Source organism: Nocardioides sp. URHA0020, assembly GCF_000620705.1.
Classification (GTDB): Bacteria; Actinomycetota; Actinomycetes; order Propionibacteriales; family Nocardioidaceae; genus Nocardioides.
Genome location: NZ_JIAR01000033.1, coordinates 63744 through 81569 on the forward strand (window position 1 = coordinate 63744; position 17826 = coordinate 81569).

At 72.0% G+C, this 17826-nt stretch carries 15 protein-coding genes; 11 read left to right on the plus strand and 4 right to left on the minus strand.

What is annotated here, in order from left to right; genetic code table 11:
- Positions 1-149: 149 nt before the first annotated feature.
- Positions 150-542, minus strand: coding sequence for a VOC family protein (locus tag N542_RS0102765; protein ID WP_028642629.1), 393 nt, complete (start codon positions 540-542; stop codon positions 150-152).
- Positions 543-573: 31 nt separating this feature from the next.
- Here N542_RS0102765 and N542_RS0102770 point away from each other — a divergent pair, with 31 nt between their 5' ends.
- The 7 genes from N542_RS0102770 to N542_RS0102800 all read left to right on the plus strand — a co-directional run bounded on the left by N542_RS0102770 (position 574) and on the right by N542_RS0102800 (position 6696).
- Complete coding sequence (locus N542_RS0102770) at positions 574-1386, plus strand: purine-nucleoside phosphorylase (protein WP_231482407.1); 813 nt, start codon at positions 574-576, stop codon at positions 1384-1386.
- 1 nt (position 1387) lies between these two features.
- Entirely contained in the window at positions 1388-2023 is a 636-nt protein-coding gene (locus N542_RS0102775; RefSeq protein ID WP_028642631.1) for a TetR/AcrR family transcriptional regulator, read from the plus strand.
- A gap of 47 nt (positions 2024-2070) precedes the next feature.
- Positions 2071-3099 carry an NADPH:quinone oxidoreductase family protein gene (locus N542_RS0102780; protein ID WP_028642632.1) on the plus strand — a complete coding sequence of 343 codons (1029 nt, stop codon included), beginning with the start codon at positions 2071-2073 and terminating at the stop codon, positions 3097-3099.
- A 16-nt stretch (positions 3100-3115) separates the two neighbouring features.
- Entirely contained in the window at positions 3116-4279 is a 1164-nt protein-coding gene (locus N542_RS0102785; RefSeq protein WP_028642633.1) for a sulfotransferase family protein, read from the plus strand.
- Between the two features lie 305 nt (positions 4280-4584).
- Positions 4585-5250, plus strand: coding sequence for a biliverdin-producing heme oxygenase (locus N542_RS0102790; protein ID WP_028642634.1), 666 nt, complete (start codon positions 4585-4587; stop codon positions 5248-5250).
- A gap of 40 nt (positions 5251-5290) precedes the next feature.
- Positions 5291-5683, plus strand: a complete 393-nt coding sequence (locus tag N542_RS0102795) for a MerR family transcriptional regulator (RefSeq protein ID WP_028642635.1) — start codon at positions 5291-5293, stop codon at positions 5681-5683.
- An 8-nt stretch (positions 5684-5691) separates the two neighbouring features.
- Positions 5692-6696, plus strand: a complete 1005-nt coding sequence (locus N542_RS0102800) for an aldo/keto reductase (RefSeq protein ID WP_036506154.1) — start codon at positions 5692-5694, stop codon at positions 6694-6696.
- Between the two features lie 30 nt (positions 6697-6726).
- Here the strand turns inward: N542_RS0102800 and N542_RS23075 are convergent, their stop codons facing one another.
- Positions 6727-9591: a PKD domain-containing protein gene (locus N542_RS23075; protein ID WP_155992831.1), complete on the minus strand. Its 2865-nt coding sequence runs from the start codon at positions 9589-9591 to the stop codon at positions 6727-6729.
- A gap of 938 nt (positions 9592-10529) precedes the next feature.
- On the opposite strand from N542_RS23075, the gene N542_RS0102810 reads away from it, so the two are divergent.
- Positions 10530-12167 carry a phospho-sugar mutase gene (locus tag N542_RS0102810; RefSeq protein WP_036506156.1) on the plus strand — a complete coding sequence of 546 codons (1638 nt, stop codon included), beginning with the start codon at positions 10530-10532 and terminating at the stop codon, positions 12165-12167.
- Here the strand turns inward: N542_RS0102810 and N542_RS0102815 are convergent.
- Positions 12164-12742: a hypothetical protein gene (locus N542_RS0102815; protein ID WP_028642638.1), complete on the minus strand. Its 579-nt coding sequence runs from the start codon at positions 12740-12742 to the stop codon at positions 12164-12166. The genes N542_RS0102810 and N542_RS0102815 overlap by 4 nt on opposite strands.
- Positions 12743-12807: 65 nt before the next feature.
- On the opposite strand from N542_RS0102815, the gene deoC reads away from it, so the two are divergent.
- From deoC to N542_RS0102830, 3 genes are read left to right on the plus strand one after another with little or no spacing between them, the layout of a single operon-like run.
- On the plus strand, positions 12808-13782 hold the full coding sequence (gene deoC, locus N542_RS0102820; protein WP_028642639.1) for a deoxyribose-phosphate aldolase: 975 nt from the start codon (positions 12808-12810) through the stop codon (positions 13780-13782).
- A 5-nt stretch (positions 13783-13787) separates the two neighbouring features.
- Positions 13788-15215: an aldehyde dehydrogenase family protein gene (locus N542_RS0102825; protein ID WP_036506158.1), complete on the plus strand. Its 1428-nt coding sequence runs from the start codon at positions 13788-13790 to the stop codon at positions 15213-15215.
- Entirely contained in the window at positions 15212-16084 is an 873-nt protein-coding gene (locus tag N542_RS0102830) for an aldehyde dehydrogenase family protein (protein ID WP_028642641.1), read from the plus strand. Before N542_RS0102825 ends, N542_RS0102830 begins: the two co-directional genes overlap by 4 nt.
- Before the next feature lie 7 nt (positions 16085-16091).
- Here N542_RS0102830 and N542_RS0102835 read toward each other — a convergent pair whose 3' ends face one another.
- Positions 16092-17693 carry a substrate-binding domain-containing protein gene (locus tag N542_RS0102835; protein ID WP_081794990.1) on the minus strand — a complete coding sequence of 534 codons (1602 nt, stop codon included), beginning with the start codon at positions 17691-17693 and terminating at the stop codon, positions 16092-16094.
- Between the last annotated feature and the right edge of the window lie 133 nt (positions 17694-17826).

Sequence of the window (17826 nt, forward strand, 5' to 3'; positions counted from 1 at the left end):
CGACGCGTGCCGGTCCCAGGGTCCCGCGCATCTGTGGACAACGCCCGAAGCCGCCCTACTCCTCGGGCACTTCGTCAACTTCTCAGGGCATGCAGAGGCCCAGAAGTCCAGGGATACCCGGTTAACCGGGTATCCCTGGACGGGGAGCCCTACCCCGGCGCCACCGTGTGACAGACAGCCTCGACGTTGTTGCCGTCCGGGTCGCGCACGAAGGCCCCGAAGTAGTGGTCGTGGTACTCCGGCCAGTGCCGCGGCTCGTGGAGGACCTCGGCGCCGAGGGCCACCGCCGCGTCGAAGAAGGCGCGTACGGCGTCCGCCGACTCGGCGACGAAGGCGATGTGGACCTCGCGGTTGGGGCCGGACGAGGGGCCGGAGCCGTCGGGCTGGGTGCCGATCCAGAAGTCGGGCTTGCCGGGAGGGCCGTAGCCCAGCGCGACCCCGAAGTCCATGATCCGGCTGAAGCCGAGGACCCCCAGGACCTTGTCGTAGAACGCCGCCGACGCGGGGAGGTCGGCGCAGTTGATGCCGAAGTGGTCGATCATCGCCCCATCGTGCCCGACTAGAGTCGTGCGCGTGAGTCATGCCGCCGTCCAGAGTTCCCCGTACGAGATCGCCGCCCACGCCGCCGAGCGGCTGGCCGAGCTGACCGGCGTCGAGCGCCACGACGTCGCCCTCGTGCTCGGCTCGGGCTGGCTGCCCGCCGTCGACGCGCTCGGCGAGGCGACCGCCGAGATCGACACCACCGACCTGCCCGGCTTCACCGCGGCGGCGGTGGCCGGCCACTCCGGCAAGATCCGCTCCGTCCGCGCCGGCGACAAGCAGCTCCTGGTCTTCCTCAGCCGCACCCACTACTACGAGGGCAAGGGCGTCGCCGCCGTCGTCCACGGGGTGCGTACGGCGGCCCGCGCCGGCTGCCGCGCGATCGTGCTGACCAACGGCTGCGGCGGCCTGAAGCCGAGCTGGACGCCGGGTACGCCGGTGCTCATCAGCGATCACATCAACCTCACGGGCAAGAGCCCGATCGAGGGCGCCCACTTCGTCGACCTCACCGACCTCTACAGCTCGCGGCTGCGCACGATGTGCCGCGAGGTGGACCCGAGCCTCGACGAGGGCGTCTACGTGCAGTTCCCGGGGCCGCACTACGAGACCCCTGCCGAGGTCCGGATGGCGGGCGTCCTGGGCGGGCAGCTCGTCGGCATGAGCACGACGCTCGAGGCGATCGCGGCCCGCGAGGCCGGCATGGAGGTGCTCGGCATCAGCCTGGTCACCAACCTCGCCGCCGGCATCTCCGACCAGCCGCTCGACCACGCGGAGGTCCTCGAGGCGGGTCGCGCCGCCGCCTCGCGGATGGGCGACCTGCTGGGGCGGATCGTCCCGCGGATCTGAGATGAGCGCCGCCGACGAGACGCGCACCCGCCTGGTCGAGGCGGCGACGGCGGTGTTCGCCGAGGACGGCGTCTTCACCGCCTCGCTCGTGGAGATCACCCGCCGGGCCGGCCAGCGCAACCGCGGCGCCGTGCACTACCACTTCGGCACGCGCGAGAGCCTGCTCGTCGCGGTCCTCCACCAGCACGCGTCGTTCCTCGCCGCCCGCGAGGGCGAGCTGCTCGCGAAGGCCCGGACCACCCCCGAGGACGACCTCACCGCCGTCCTCGAGGCGATCGTGCGACCGGCCGTCGAGCTGGCCGAGACCGGCCCGTCCGGCCGCCAGTACCTCGTGATCGTCGGCCAGCTAGTCGAGGAGTTCGACCGCCTCGACGAGGCCGTCGCGGCCGAGCTCACCGCCACCGGCGGGTACGACGTCTACGCGCTCCTCGCCTCTCGGATGCCGCCCCTGGACGAGGCCCTCCACAACGAGCGGCTGGCCCTGATCACCGGCTTCATCCTGCGCTCGGTGGCCGACCGGGCCCGGGCCAGCGAGCGCTCGACCCCGGGCCGCTCGCAGCTGCCGACGGAGCTGTTCGTGCGCAACCTGGTCGCCCTGGCCGCGGGCATGGCGACCACCCCGCCCGTTGACGTGTAATACGCCCTCTTAGTACGGTCGGCCCAGCACCGAGTGATGGGGGTCACATGAAGGCAGTCCGCGTCGTGCGCCACGGCGAGCCGAGCGCAGCCATCGAGGTCCGCGACGACGTCGAGCCGCCGGAGCCGGCACCCGGCCAGGTCCGGGTGGCCGTCGCGGCCGCCTCGCTCAACTTCGGCGACATCGCCCGCTGCCGCGGCGGCGTGGCCGCGGTGATGGCGCAGCCGCCGTTCACCCTCGGCATGGACGTGGCCGGCGTGGTCGACGCGACCGGCACCGGCGCCGAGGAGTGGCGGGGCCGTCGCGTCGTCGGGATCACGCCGCAGTCGCTCGGCGGGCTGGCCGAGCACTCCCTCGCCGGCAGCCTCTTCGACGCGCCGCCCGAGCTCGACGACGCCGAGGCCGCGGCGTTCACGCTGCCCTTCCACGTCGGCTACCTGGCGCTGCACGAGCGCGCCGCGCTCCAGGCCGGCGAGACGGTCGTCGTGCGCGGCGGCGCCAGCGCGGTCGGTACGGCGGCCATCCAGCTCGCCGTCGCCGCCGGGGCCCGGGTGCTGGCGATCGCCGGTGGGCCGGACAAGGCGCGGCTGTGCCGCGACCTCGGCGCGGAGGTCGCGATCGACCACACGTCCGAGGACGTCTTCGACGCGGTGATGGACGCGACCGGCGACCGCGGCGCCGAGGTGATCTTCGACCCGATCGGTGGCGAGCAGACCGAGACGATGTGGACCTGCGGCGCCCTGGGTGGCCGCTACCTCGCCGTCGGCTTCAACGACGACCCGGAGTCGGGCCTCACCGGACGACCGCTGCGCAAGCTGTCGATGGCCAACCTGTCGGTCCTCGGCGTCCTGCTGGCCTACCTCGACGTGCCGCGCGACTTCCGGCGGTTCGGCATCAACCCGTTCAGCCCCGAGACCGGGCGCCGCGTGCACGCGGCGCTGCTCGAGCTGGTCGCGGCGGGCAGCATCCGACCGGTGATCGGGCGCCGGATCGGCCTCGACGACGTCGCGGCCGCCCTCGAGGACCACGCGGCCCGTCGTACGACGGGGCGCACGGTCGTCCAGGTGACCGCATGAGCAAGGGAGCCCGCCCATGAACCCCGACGACCTCGAGGCCCAGGCCACCGCGCAGACCGGTCTCACCGACTTCGGTGACCCCAGCTACCGCGAGGGGCTGGAGCGCTACTGCGACGCGCTCGACCACGAGGCGCAGCTCAACGACCTCGGTGTCGTCGCGCTCCCACCCTCCCTGGTGGCGGCGCTGACCAACCGGCTCAAGGTCGTCGACCACGTGGCGCGGCACCCGGCCGTCGCCGAGGAGCGCATCGAGGCACCGGTCGTCGTGGTCGGCATGTTCCGCGCCGGCACGACCTTCCTCTCCCAGCTGCTCGACGCCGATCCGGGCAACCGCGCGCTGCTTGCCTGGGAGTCCCAGGACTCGGTCCCCCCACCGGAGCCCGGAGAGCGCCGGAGCGGACCGCGGGTCGACGCGGCGCAGGGCGGCGTCGACATGCTCGAGATGCTCAACCCCGCCATCAGCGCCATCCACCACGAGGCGGCGTCCGACCCGACCGAGTGCATCGCCGTGATGGGGCAGGCGTTCCAGAGCATCTCCTGGGAGGCGATCGCCAACGTGCCGTCGTACGGCGCCTGGTGGCGCGCCGGCGACAACCGGGGCGCGTACGACTACCACCGGCTCGTGCTGCAGACCCTGCAGAGCGCCGGCGTACGCGGACGCTGGACCCTCAAGAGCCCGCACCACGCGCTGGCCCTCGACGCGCTCGTCGACACCTACCCCGACGCCCGGCTGGTGCTGCTGCACCGCGACCCGGTGACGCTGACCGGGTCCGTGTGCAGCCTGATCAACGTCATGTCGAGCACGTTCTCCGACGCCGACCACCGCCCCTACATCGCCGAGCACTGGAGCGACACGCTCGCGGAGTCGATCGACCGGATCGAGGACTTCCGGGCGCGGCGGCCCGAGCACCCGATCCTCGACGTCCACTACGCCGACCTGGCCCGCGACCCGGTCGACACCGTCCGCGGCGTGTACGACGCGCTCGGCCTCGAGGCCGGCGACGGGGCGTTCGAGGCGATGGCCGATCACCTCGCCGCCCACCCGCGCGGCGAGTTCGGCGGGCACCGCTACGACGTCACCGAGTTCGGGCTGAGCGAGGGCACCGTGCGCGAGCGCTTCCAGGAGTACGTCGAGCGCTACGGCGTCGAGGCCGAGCACCTGGACGCACCCACGGGCTAGCCTCCACCACGCGCCCCGCAATTCCGGCGAAACGCTGCAGCTGCAGCGCCGGGTGTTCGCGGCGTTCGCGGACCTGATGGCCGAGCGCGCCGAGGCCGACGACCCGCCCACGCGGCTGCGGCTCTACGTCTGCCCCCACCTCGCCGAGGGCGAGCGCTTCCACATGGGGCTGGGCATCCGCGCGTGCCTGAGCCCGCGGCGCCTGCCGCCCCGGGGCGATCGAGTCGTCGTATGGACGCGGTGGACGCCGCGTCCCTCCATGCTGACAATCTGTCACCTCAGATCACCGCCGACCGGGAGCAGCAATGACCGTCCTCGACCAGACCACCGACCTCGCGCTGTCGGCGGCCATGCGGGAGGGATCCCTCGCCGAGCACCGGGCGGCGGAGGACTCGTCGTTCATGTCCGAGCTCCTCGGCGGCAGGGTCAACGAGCGCGGGTACGCCGACTACCTGCTCCGCCTGCGGCTCGTCTACGCGACCATGGAGGAGATCGTCACCGCGCACGGCGACGACGCCGCCGTGGCCGCAGTGGCCGACACCGCGCTGGAGCGGCTGGCCGCGATCGACGCCGACCTCGACCACTGGCTGGCCGACACGGCGGACCCCACGCTGGAGTCCCCCGCTGCCGAGGCCTACCGGCAGCGGCTGCTCGACGCCGCGGCCGAGTGGCCGACACTGCTGGTGGCGCACCACTACACGCGCTACCTGGGCGACCTGTCCGGCGGTCAGGCGATCGGCCGCATCCTCGACCGCACCTTCGAGCTCGACGGCGCAGGCATCGCGTTCTACGACTTCCCCGAGATCGCGAAGCCGAAGATCTACAAGGACGGCTACCGCGCCCGCCTCGACGCGATCGGGCCGACCGGCGAGGAGCAGGAGCGGATCGTCGCCGAGGTCAAGACCGCCTTCCGCCTCAACCAGGGGCTCTTCGCCGAGCTCGGGCAGCACCTCGAGAGCTACGCCCGCTGAGGCTTGACCTGGAGTGCACTCCAGGGGTCACACTGCGGGGGTGACCTACTCGATCGCCGAGGCCGCCCAGGCGACCGACCTGACGCCGGACACCCTGCGCTACTACGAGCGTGACGGCCTGATGCTCCGCCCGGTCGGCCGGTCCGCAACCGGGCACCGGCGCTACACCGACGCCGACCTGGGCTGGATCGGGCTGCTCAACTGTCTGCGCGGGACCGGCATGCCGATCCGTGAGGTCCGTCGCTACGCCGAGCTGGTCCGCCAGGGCGACGGCAACGAGACGGCCCGGCTCGACCTGCTCCAGGCGCACCGGCTGCAGGTGCTCGCCCAGCTCGCGGAGGTGCAGGAGCACCTGGGCGCCATCGACCGCAAGATCGGCATCTACACCTCGAGGGTCGACGCCCTTGACCTGGAGCGCGCTCCAAGCGCTTGAGTGGTGGCATGACCATCGACAAGCGCACCCTCGGCACCACCTCTCCGCTCGACGTCTCCGAGCTCGGCCTCGGCTGCATGGGCATGTCGGAGTTCTACGGCAGCCCCGACGAGGCCTCCGGCCTCGACACCATCCACCGTGCCCTGGACCTCGGCGTCAGCTTCCTCGACACCGCCGACATGTACGGCCCGTTCATCAACGAGCAGCTGGTCGGCAAGGCCATCGCCGGCCGCCGTGACGAGGTCCAGCTCGCGACCAAGTTCGGCAACGAGCGGCTCCCGGACGGCACCCGCGTCGGCATCAACGGGCGACCGGAGTACGTCCACGCGGCCTGCGACGCGTCCCTGCAGCGGCTCGGCGTCGACCACATCGACCTCTACTACCAGCACCGCGTCGACCAGACGGTCCCGATCGAGGAGACCGTCGGCGCGATGGCCGAGCTGGTCGCGGCCGGGAAGGTGCGCCACCTCGGCCTCTCCGAGGCCTCGGCCGCCACCATCCGGCGCGCCCACGCCACGCACCCGATCACCGCCCTGCAGACGGAGTACTCGCTCTTCACCCGCGATCTCGAGGACGAGATCCTCCCGGTGCTGCGCGAGCTCGGGATCGGGCTGGTGCCGTACTCCCCTCTCGGCCGCGGCATCCTGACCGGCGCCATCACGAGCGAGGACGCGCTCGAGGAGGGCGACTCGCGCCGCTCGGCGTACTTCCCCCGCCTCAACGGCGAGGGTCTGCGCGCCAACCTCCAGCTCGTCGACCGCGTGCGGGCGATCGCCGACGCCAAGGGCTGCACCCCCGGCCAGCTCGCCCTCGCCTGGGTCCTGGCGCAGGGCGACGACGAGCTCGGGGTCGCCCCGATCCCCGGCACGAAGCGGGTCCGGTACCTCGAGGAGAACGTCGGCGCCGCCGACGTCACGCTCACGCACGACGACCTCGCCGCCCTCGACCAGGCCGTCCCGCGCGACGCCGTCGTCGGTGACCGCTACGGCGACCTCAGCTCGATCGACGGCTGAGCCGGACCGGTCACCCGCGGCGCTGGACGATCACTTCGGGGCGAGGGCGATCGTCCACGCGACGCCCCGGGTGCTCGGCGCGTCCGTGGTGGCCGTGAGGCCTCCGACCGTGCCGGGCGCCACCGTCGCGTTGCTGTCGACGAGCGCCGCCGTGACGCGACCGGTGCCGGTGCCGTACGCCGTCGACCGGGTCGTGGTGGTCGCCGGCAGGGTCCACGCGGTCGTGGTGCCCGACTTGTCCGTCCAATAGGTCGCCAGCCAGGCGCCGGAGGGTGCGGTCACCGTCGGCGCCACGTGGGTGGCCGACGACGACGTGATGGAGGAGCCGATGGCGCTGCCCGCGACGGTGGCGTTGACGTCGCGGTAGGCCGCCAGGACCAGCGTCGACTTGATCACGGCGTTGAAGGACACCGGCACGCTCGTCGTGCTGTCGCTCGCCGTCGCGGTCCTGCTGTAGACCCCCGACCACAGGCCGTTGTTGACCCGGGAGCCGAGCAGCGTCCACCCGCCGCCCGGGAGCGTCGCACCGGGGTCGGTGACGCCGCCGGACACGAAGAGCATCAGCTGGTCGCCCGCCTGGGTGCTGCTCGGGGTCGCGAGGCTGACGTTTTGGGCGTTGTACGCCCCTTGTGCGGAGCCGACGAAGCCGATGGTGGAGGTGGCTGGGGCCGTCGGCGCGACCTGCTTCTGCACGACGGTGGTGCCGCCGAGGTCGTCGGTCAGGGTCACCGTCGCGGTGTAGCTGCCGGCGGCGTACGTGTGCTGGACGGTGGCGCCGGTGTCGGAGCTGCCGTCGCCGAAGTCCCAGGCGTACGACGCGATGGTGCCGTCGGGATCCGTGGATCCGGCGGCGTCGAACGAGCAGACCAGGTCGCTGCACGACGCGGTGACCTGGGCGGTCGGCGGCTGGTTGTTGAAGGTCGGCGCGAGCCACAGGGCGCGGTTGCGCCAGTCGGCGGTCGAGACGGTGGTCGCCGAGCCGGACGTCGCGGCACCGTCGAAGGCGATCCGCGACAGGTTGCCGCTGGTCGTCGAGACGTAGTAGAGGTAGCCGTCGGAGACGAACATCCCGCCGACCCGGCGGAAGTCGATCGAGCTCGAGACCGTGAAGACCTCGGAGCCGACGATGTCGCTGTCGGTGCTGAAGTAGCGGTAGCGCAGCGTGGAGCTGTTGCTGGTCGCGTAGTAGATCCGCTCGTTGCTGTACGCCAGCGCCTGGGTGCTGTTCAGCGAGCCGTAGAGGTCCGGCAGCCTGCCGTTGTAGACCGAGTTGCTGCCGGTGTCGACGCCGACCCATGCCGGGTCGAGGTAGGGGTCGATCTTCGTGGCGGCGCCGAGCACCCGACCGTCCCACGACCGCTTGTAGAGGTAGCCGTCGGTGCGGCCGTAGTAGAGGTTGCCGCCGGCGTAGAAGCCGCCACGGGCGCTGCTCCAGCCGTCACCGGTCGCGACGGTGCTCGCGGCACCGGCGGTGGTGCCGTCGAACGTACGACGCGTGAGCGTGTCGCCGCTGGTGCTCGCGGTCAGCACGTCGGCGGGCAGGCTGGCGACGGCGTCGTCCTTCTGGGTCGAGCCGGTGGCGTAGGGGAACATCGCGATCCGCGGTCGGAAGATCGCGAAGTTGCCGATCCACTCCGTGTCGCTGCCGAGGTAGAGGCCCTTCGAGCCCGCGTAGATGTCGAACACCGCCGCACCGCGGGGGTTGCGGCCGGGGTTCCAGGAGAGCGGGACACCGGTGGTGCTGTCGAGGGCGGCCAGGCCCGGACGCGGCACCGCTCCCTGGCCGGCGTAGTCGTTGCCGTCGCCGTTGTTCATCCAGCGCTGGTGGCCGCCGGCGTACACGACGTCGTTGGCGACCTCGACGGCCCAGATGGTGTCGCCGCCGGCGTAGTCGGCCCAGGTCGGCTGCAGCTCCTGACCGCTGCCGTTGGTCTCCCAGCGGGTCGCCGAGTCGCACAGGGTCCCGTTGTTCTTGCCACCGGTGGTCCCGATGACGAAGTAGGAGCCGTCCGGCGAGTACGTCACGCTGCGCATGTAGCTGTCGTAGGCCCAGTTGAAGCAGTAGGGCTCGTAGCGCCTCGTCTTCCAGTCGGTGCGGACGACGGCGGACGGGCCGGTCAGGTCGGCCTGGAAGACCTGGTCGCGGGCCAGCCCGTCGGCCGTCTTGAAGTTGCCGACCACGACCATGCTCTGGCCCGTCGAGGCGACGTCGAGCTCCTTGACCCCGACCCCGCCCTGGGCACCACCGCCCGTGTCGTTGTGACGCTGGGCGAGCTGGATGTTGACGAAGGGGTCGAGGGCGCCGGTGCCGGCGTTGAGGGTCGCGATGCCGCCGTGGGTGACCCCGCCGACGACGGTGAAGAGCCCCCCGACGTACAGGCGACCGTCGGCGACGTCGATCGAGCTGATGACGCCGTTCATCGCGGGGGCCTTGAAGGACGGGACGACCGCTCCCGTGGCGGTGTTCAGCAGCACGAGCTTGGGGTTCTTGGTGCCGTTGACGGTGGTGAAGGCGCCGGCGACGTACACGGTGCCCGCCGTCGGGCCGGGCTCGACGTCGTTGACGATGCCGTCGAGGACCGGGGCGAAGGTGCTGCTGAGCTGCCCGCTGTCGCGGTCGAAGGCCAGGACGTAGGACCGGTCCACGGTCGGCTGGTTGGCGCCGTAGTTGGCCGCCTGGGTGAACGTGCCGCCGAGGACCATCGTGCTGCCGACCTCGGTGATGGCGTACGTCGCGCCGTTCTTCACCTGGGGCGTGGCGGCGCTGGGGGCCGTGTCCGGCACGGTCGCGGCGTCGGCCGACGTGGCGGCCAGCGGGGTGAGGGAGCCGATCAGCACCGCCGCCACGGTGGCGATGCCGATCAGCTGGCCCGTGCTGCGACGGTGGTTCAACAAGACGCGCCCCTGATCACTCGACGCGACGTCCCACGACATCGCTCGCAGCCAGACAAGCGTCACCACCCCCGCGGGGCCGGGTCCGACCGCCCGAATACCCGACTTTGGCTACGACTCGTGGGCAGCAGACCCGAGGCAGTCGTCCGGGCGGCCGGGTGCGCCGCGTCGTCGGTGGTCGAGCAGCGAGCGCCAGCGAGCGTCGTCGAGACCTCCGCTCCCGACGTACTGCCTCGGCTGCGGAGGTTTCGAGACGGGCCTAGCGGCCCTCCTCAACCACCGGGGCTTCCGGTGGTCGAGCAGCGAGCGCCAGCGAGCGTCGTCGAGACCTCCGCTCCCGACGTACTGCCTCGGCTGCGGAGGTTTCGAGACGGGCCTAGCGGCCCTCCTCAACCACCGGGGCTTCCGGTGGTCGAGCAGCGAGCGCCAGCGAGCGTCGTCGAGACCCCCGCACCCGAAGTCGCGCCTCGGGTGCGGGGGTTTCGAGACGGGCCTGGCGGCCCTCCTCAACCACCGGTGGGGCCGAGTCCTCCTCAACCACCGGGGCTCCCGGTGGTTGAGGTGCGAAGGCCGCCAGGCCTGAGCCTCGAAACCACCCCGCACCCGACGTACTGCCTGGGCTGCGGGTCTTTCGAGACGGGCCTGGCGGCCCTCCTCAACCACCGGAGGGGCCCGCGTCCTCCTCAACCACCGGAGGGGCCGCGTCCTCCTCGACCACCGGAGCCCCCGGTGGTTGAGGTGCGAAGGCCGCCAGGCCTGAGCCTCGAAACCACCCCGCACCCGACGTCGCGCCTCGGGTGCGGGGGTTTCGAGACGGGCCTGGCGGCCCTCCTCAACCACCGGTGGGCCCGAGCCGGGCGGGGCTCCTCAACGACCGGTCGGTCCAGGCCTGGCGGCCCTCCTCGAACACCGGGGGGCGCGGCCCTCGTATCGTGCCCTCCATGAGTGACCTGCTCGACGCCGCCCGTGCCTGGGCCGCCGACGACCCCGACGACCAGACCCGCGCCGAGCTAGAGGCCGTGATCGCGGAGGTCGAGGCGGGCGGGGACCGGAGCGATCTCGCGGACCGCTTCGACGGCACCCTCGAGTTCGGTACGGCGGGCCTGCGCGGCGAGCTCGGCGCCGGGCCCAACCGGATGAACCGGGTCGTCGTCACCCGTGCCGCGGCCGGGCTGGCCGCCTACCTCGCCGACACCGGCCACCGCGGCGGCGCCGTCGTGATCGGGTACGACGCCCGCCACAACTCCGACGTCTTCGCCCGTGACACCGCCGAGGTGATGACCGGCGCCGGCTTCACGGCGTACGTCCTCCCGCGCCCGCTGCCCACCCCGATCCTCGCCTTCGCGATCCGCGAGCTCGGCTGCGCCGCCGGCGTGATGGTCACCGCCAGCCACAACCCGCCGCGCGACAACGGCTACAAGGTCTACCTCGGCGACGGCAGCCAGATCGTGCCGCCCGCGGACGCGGAGATCGCGGCCCGGATCGCTGCCGTCGGCGCGGTCGCCGACGTCCCGCGCGGACGGCCCGGGAAGGTGCTGCAGGAGGAGCTCGTCGACAGCTACCTCGACACCGTCGCCGGCCTCGTCGAGGACGGCCCCCGTGACCTCGAGATCGTCTACACCCCCCTGCACGGCGTGGGCGGGGTGCCGGTCGAGCGGGTGCTCGAGGCGGCCGGCTTCGACGCACCGTCGGTCGTGGCGCGGCAGGAGCAGCCCGACCCCGACTTCCCGACCGTCGCCTTCCCCAACCCCGAGGAGCCGGGGGCGATGGACCTGGCGATGGCGCTCGCCGAGCGCAACGGCGCGGACCTGGTGGTCGCCAACGACCCGGACGCCGACCGGTGCGCGGCGGCCGTGCCGGGCCCGCACGGCTGGCGGATGCTGCGCGGCGACGAGGTCGGCGCGCTGCTCGCGTACGCCGTCCTCGCCTCGGGCAAGCACGGCACCTACGCCTGCAGCATCGTCTCCTCGAGCCTGCTCGGGAAGCTGGCGGCCGCGGCCGGTCAGCCGTACGCCGAGACGCTCACCGGCTTCAAGTGGATCAGCAAGGTCGACGGCCTGGCCTACGGCTACGAGGAGGCCCTCGGCTACTGCGTCGACCCCGACAACGTCAAGGACAAGGACGGCGTCTCGGCGCTGCTGCTCCTGTGCGACCTCGCCGCCGACGCGAAGGCCCAGGGCCGCACCCTGGTCGACATCCTCGACGACATCGCGCTCGCGCACGGGCTGCACGCCACCGACCAGCTCTCGGTTCGGGTCACCGACCTCGGTGAGATCGCGGCCGCGATGGCGCGGCTGCGGGCGACGCCCCCGACCGAGCTCGGCGGGCTGGCCGTCGAGGCCGTCGACGACCTCTCCCTCGGCAGCGCGGCGCTGCCGCCGACCGACGGGCTCCGCTACCGCCTGGTCGACGGCGCCCGCGTCATCGTCCGCCCGAGCGGCACCGAGCCCAAGCTCAAGTGCTACCTCGAGGTCGTCGTGCCGGTGGACCCCGAGGACGGCGTCGACGCCGCTCGGATCGCCGCCGTCGGCCGGCTGGACGCGCTGCGCAACGGCATCAAGGCCGCCGCCGGCATCTAGCTGGCGACCAGCCAGACCGCGAACGCCAGCACGAGGAGCGCGCAGCCGGCGAGCTCCGGCCACGCCCAGGTACGCCGTACGCCGGGGTCGGGGTCGTGCCGCTCGCGCGCCTCGCGCGCCAGCTGGTTGATCCGGGTCTCGACGAGCTGCTGGTGGCTGTACTCGACCTTCGGCGCCGAGGCGCCGAAGCGTCCCTTGACGGCCGTGCGCGCGGTGTGGCCGATCACCGGGCTGAGGTAGCGCTTGTCACCGGTGCCGATGGCCAGCATCTGGGTGATCACCACCCGCTCGATCGCGACCAGCGGGATCCACTCGGTGCGCGTGATCCCGCGCATGGCGAGGTACTGGTGCGTGGCCCACAGGGCCGGGCGCAGCAGCGCCATCCACACGAGGAGTGCACCCAGGAGCGCCACGATCGCGACCCCGAGCGGCGTACCGGTGTCCCAGTCGAAGACGGCGATCGCGAACACCACCCCGGCGGTGACCAGGCCGAGCACCCCGGTCAGTCGACCACTCGTCGGGGCGAACCTCTCGACGACGGCGGTGTCGTCACGGGTCGGGTCGGGCTCGGTCACGGTCCTCTTCTCGGGCCAGTTCTGCGGGTTGTGGCGCGGGGCGCAGCCAACCCTATGCTGGGTCGGTGACCGCCACTCCCACCATCCTCGGCTCCGGGCTCGACGAGGTGACCCGGTCGGAGGCCTCCCTCCGGCAGTTCCTCCACGGGCTGCCGGGCGTCGACCAGGTCGGCGCGGAGGCCCGCGCCGCCGGGCTCGGCACCCGATCGATCAAGACCACCGCCAAGGCGTACGCGCTCGACCTCGCCATCCGGATGGTCGACCTGACGACGCTCGAGGGCGCGGACACCCCCGGCAAGGTGCGGGCGCTCGCCTCCAAGGCGATGCGCCCCGACCCGGCCGACCCCGACTGCCCGTCGGTCGCCGCTGTCTGCGTCTACCCCGACATGGTCGCGACCGTGAGGGAGACGCTGGGCGGCTCCGGTGTCCACATCGCCGCCGTCGCCACGGCCTTCCCGAGCGGCCGCGCGGCCCTCGACATCAAGCTCGCCGACACCGCCGACGCGGTCGAGGCCGGGGCCGACGAGATCGACATGGTGATCGACCGCGGGGCGTTCCTCTCCGGGCGCTACCAGCAGGTGTACGACGAGATCGTCGCGGTCAAGGCCGCGTGCGCCCGTGCCGACGGGCCGAGTGCGCACCTCAAGGTGATCTTCGAGACCGGCGAGCTGCAGACCTACGACAACGTCCGCCGCGTGAGCTGGCTGGCGATGATGGCCGGCGCCGACTTCATCAAGACCTCCACCGGCAAGGTGCAGCCGGCCGCGACGCTGCCGGTCACCATGATCATGCTCGAGGCGGTCCGCGACTTCCGCGAGCAGACCGGTCGGATGATCGGGGTGAAGCCGGCGGGTGGCATCCGCACCAGCAAGGACGCGATCAAGTACCTGGTGATGGTCAACGAGGTCGCCGGTCCGGACTGGCTCGACCCGGACTGGTTCCGCTTCGGCGCCTCCACGCTCCTCAACGACCTGCTCATGCAGCGCACCAAGATGACGACCGGGCGCTACTCCGGTCCCGACTACTTCACCTTGGACTGATCCCGATGCCCTTCGAGTACGCCCCCGCCCCCGAGTCCCGCAGCATCGTCGACATCAAGGCGTCGTACGGCCTCTTCATCGACGGCGAGTTCGTCGACGGCCACGGCAAGTCCTTCAAGACGATCAGCCCGTCGACCGAGGAGGTCCTCGCCGAGGTCGCCGAGGCCGACGAGGCCGACGTCGACGCCGCCGTGAAGGCCGCCCGCAAGGCCTACGACAAGGTCTGGTCGAAGCTGCCCGGCCGTGAGCGCGCCAAGTACCTCTACCGGATCGCCCGGATCATCCAGGAGCGCAGCCGCGAGCTGGCCGTCCTGGAGTCGATCGACAACGGCAAGCCGATCAAGGAGTCGCGCGACGTCGACATCCCGATCGTCGCCGCCCACTTCTTCTACTACGCAGGCTGGGCCGACAAGCTCGAGTACGCCGGCCGCGGCACCGACCCGCAGCCTCTGGGCGTCGCCGGCCAGATCATCCCGTGGAACTTCCCGCTGCTGATGCTGGCGTGGAAGATCGCGCCGGCCCTGGCCTGCGGCAACACCGTGGTGCTGAAGCCGGCCGAGACCACTCCCCTGACGGCGCTGCTCTTCGCGGAGATCTGCCAGCAGGCCGACCTGCCGCCGGGCGTCGTCAACATCATCACCGGCGCCGGTGGCACCGGTCAGGCGCTGGTCGCCCACCGGGGCATCGACAAGGTCGCCTTCACCGGCTCCACCGAGGTCGGCAAGGCCATCGCCCGCACCGTCGCCGGCACCGACAAGAAGGTCACCCTCGAGCTCGGCGGCAAGGCCGCCAACATCGTCTTCGACGACGCTCCGCTCGACCAGGCCGTCGAGGGCATCGTCACGGGCATCTTCTTCAATCAGGGCCACGTCTGCTGCGCGGGCTCGCGGCTGCTGGTCCAGGAGTCGGTCGCCGAGGAGCTGCTCGCCAGGCTCAAGCGCCGGATGTCCACGCTGCGCGTCGGCGACCCGCTCGACAAGAACACCGACATCGGTGCGATCAACTCCGCCGAGCAGCTGGCCCGGATCCGCGAGCTCTCCGCCATCGGCGAGGCCGAGGGCGCCGGGCGGTGGTCGCCGGAGTGCGAGCTGCCGACCACCGGCTTCTGGTTCCCCCCGACGCTCTTCACCGACGTCACCCAGGCCCACCGGATCGCCCGCGAGGAGATCTTCGGCCCGGTGCTGTCCGTGCTGACGTTCCGCACGCCGTCGGAGGCGGTCGAGAAGGCCAACAACACGCCGTACGGCCTCTCCGCCGGCGTCTGGACCGAGAAGGGCTCCCGGATCCTGTCGATGGCCAACCAGCTGCGCGCCGGCGTCGTCTGGGCCAACACGTTCAACAAGTTCGACCCGACCAGCCCGTTCGGCGGGTTCAAGGAGTCGGGCTACGGCCGCGAGGGCGGCCGCCACGGTCTGGAGGCGTATCTCAAGTGAGCGACCGCATCGACGTCCGCAAGACGTACAAGCTCTACATCGGCGGGGCCTTCCCGCGCTCGGAGTCGGCCTACTCCTACGAGGTCAGGGACAGCCGGGGCGCGTTCGTCGCCAACGCCGCCCTGGCCTCCCGCAAGGACGCCCGAGACGCCGTCGTCGCCGCCCGCAAGGCCTTCGGGTCCTGGTCGGCGCGCACGGCGTACAACCGCGCGCAGATCCTCTACCGGATCGCCGAGGTCCTGGAGGACCGCCGCCCGCAGTTCGTGCAGGCCGTCGTCCAGTCCGAGGGCCTTTCCTCCAGCAAGGCCGAGAAGGTCGTCGACGCCGCCGTGGACCGGCTCGTCTGGTACGCCGGCTGGGCCGACAAGATCACCCAGGTGCTCGGCAGCGCCAACCCGGTCGCCGGCCCCTTCTTCAACCTCTCGACACCCGAGCCCACTGGCGTGGTCGCCGTGCTCGCGCCCCAGGAGTCCTCGCTGCTCGGACTGATCAGCGTCGTGGCTCCGGTGATCGTCACCGGCAACACGGTCGTGGTCGTCTCGTCGTACGACCGGCCGCTGCCGGCCGTCAACCTCGCCGAGGTCCTCGCGACCTCCGACGTGCCCGGCGGCGTGGTCAACCTGCTGACCGGCTCGGCCGCGACGGTCGCTCCGTGGCTGGCCGCTCACATGGACGTCAACGCCATCGACCTGACCGGCGTCGTCGGTGACGCGGCGCTGGCCACGGAGCTCGAGGTCGCGGCCGCCGACAACCTCAAGCGCGTACGCCGGGCGCCGGCCGTCGAGCCCGACTGGTCGGCCGACCCCGGTCTCGAGCCGATGACGACCTTCCTGGAGATCAAGACGGTCTGGCACCCCATCGGGGTCTGACGGAGACCTACCGGTTGGCGATCGCCTCGGCGAAGACGTTCAGGATGTCCTCGGGCGTGTCGGCGCTGTAGGCCTGCCCGCCCGTCGCCTTCGAGATCCGCTTGAGGGCGGCGAAGTCGGCGTCCTGGCTGATCCCGATACCGATGATCCGCACCGGCTTGCGCGGGTTGCGCAGCGCCTTCAGCTTCTGGACCAGGCGGTTGAGCGACATCGACCCGGGGTCGTCGTTCGCGCCGTCGGTCATCAGGATGACCGAGTTGGAGTACGCCGCGTCGTAGTCCTCCAGGCCCTGCCGGTACGCCGCGAGGGTCGAGTCGTAGAGCCCGGTGCCACCGTTGGTGAGACCGAGCATCTCCTCGGCCTTGCTGTCGAGCAGGTCGCGCTGGTTGGCGCCGTCGACCGTGGCGTCGAGGCGCCGCATCGGCTCCAGCTCGCGCCAGTCCTTGCCCTTGCCACCCTGGTCGATCGAGAACACCCAGAGCCCGATCCGGGCCCGGTCCGGGAAGACCTCGAGGGCGGTCTTCGCCACGTTGACGGCCAGCTGCATCCGCGACTGGTTGCCGGCCATGAAGTCCATCGAGCCGGAGGCGTCGAAGACGGCGAGCACGCTGGAGGGCTGGCTCATGACCTGCCACAGGTGCAGGTCGCCGGCGGCGGCGAAGGGCACCGGCAGCGGCAGCAGCCGCACGGCGCCGACACCCTGCCGGATGGGCTGGCCGTCGGCCGGGCGGAAGCCGGCCTCCGTCAGGGCGTTCTGACCGGTCGGGGAGGCGAACCAGCGCGTGAGGACGCGCGCCGCCGCGAGGGTGCCGGCGTCCGCCTTGCTGGGTGCGTAGAGCGGGAACTGCAGCAGGGGTGCGCCCTTGGCCGGCACGCGCGCCTCGAGACCCGCCTGCGCGCCGGCGTTCACGAGCTCCTGCTCGGTGACCGGGATCAGCCGGTCGCCGGCCAGGCCCTCGACCAGACCCTTGAGCGAGGCGTTCTCAGCCTGGCCGTCCTGCTGCTCGCCGTACCGCTGCGCCAGGGGCACCAGCGTCTCCCGCACCTGCTGGTCGGTCGCTCCGGTCGCGGTCATCTCCGAGCGCAGCGCGAGCATCGCCAGGGCGCCCACCCCGTCGCTGCTCGGGTCACGGAGGTCGACGGTGTCGGAGTCGAACGCCGCGCGCCACGACTCCGGCGTCTTCGTCTTCGGTCCGCCGGCGAGCACCACCGGCGAGGAGGCCAGGGCCGGTCCGACGATCCGGAGCTTCACCTTCTTGTCGTAGAGACGGGCCTGCCAGGTGTTGGACTCCGCGATCCACAGGTCGGGGACGGCCTTGTTGAACTCGAAGCGTCGCGCGACCTGCACCGAGGGCTCCGACTTGACCTTGAGCACCACGCAGTCGGCCCGGAGCGCCGAGGAGGCGCTCTGCACGATGCCGAGCATGGCGGGAGCGACGGTGAGGTTGCGGTGCGTCAGCTTGTCGCAGGCGCGGTCGTCGTCGGCGCTGGCGCCGGGAGGCCCGTTGACGACCAGCACCCCCACCGTCACCACGGCCACGAGGGTCACGCCGGCTGCGACGACGAGACCGAGCCGGCCCTTCGTCAACGACTTCACACCTGTTGCCATGGCCGCACGGTAGAACCGGTTTCAGCCCCCGTCTGCCTCCTGCCCCCAAGTCCAGCCGTCCGGCCCCGGTGGAGTGGCCCACCCGGGCCATGCCCGGCGGCCGGACGGCCGACACGGCGCCCGTCTGCCGGGA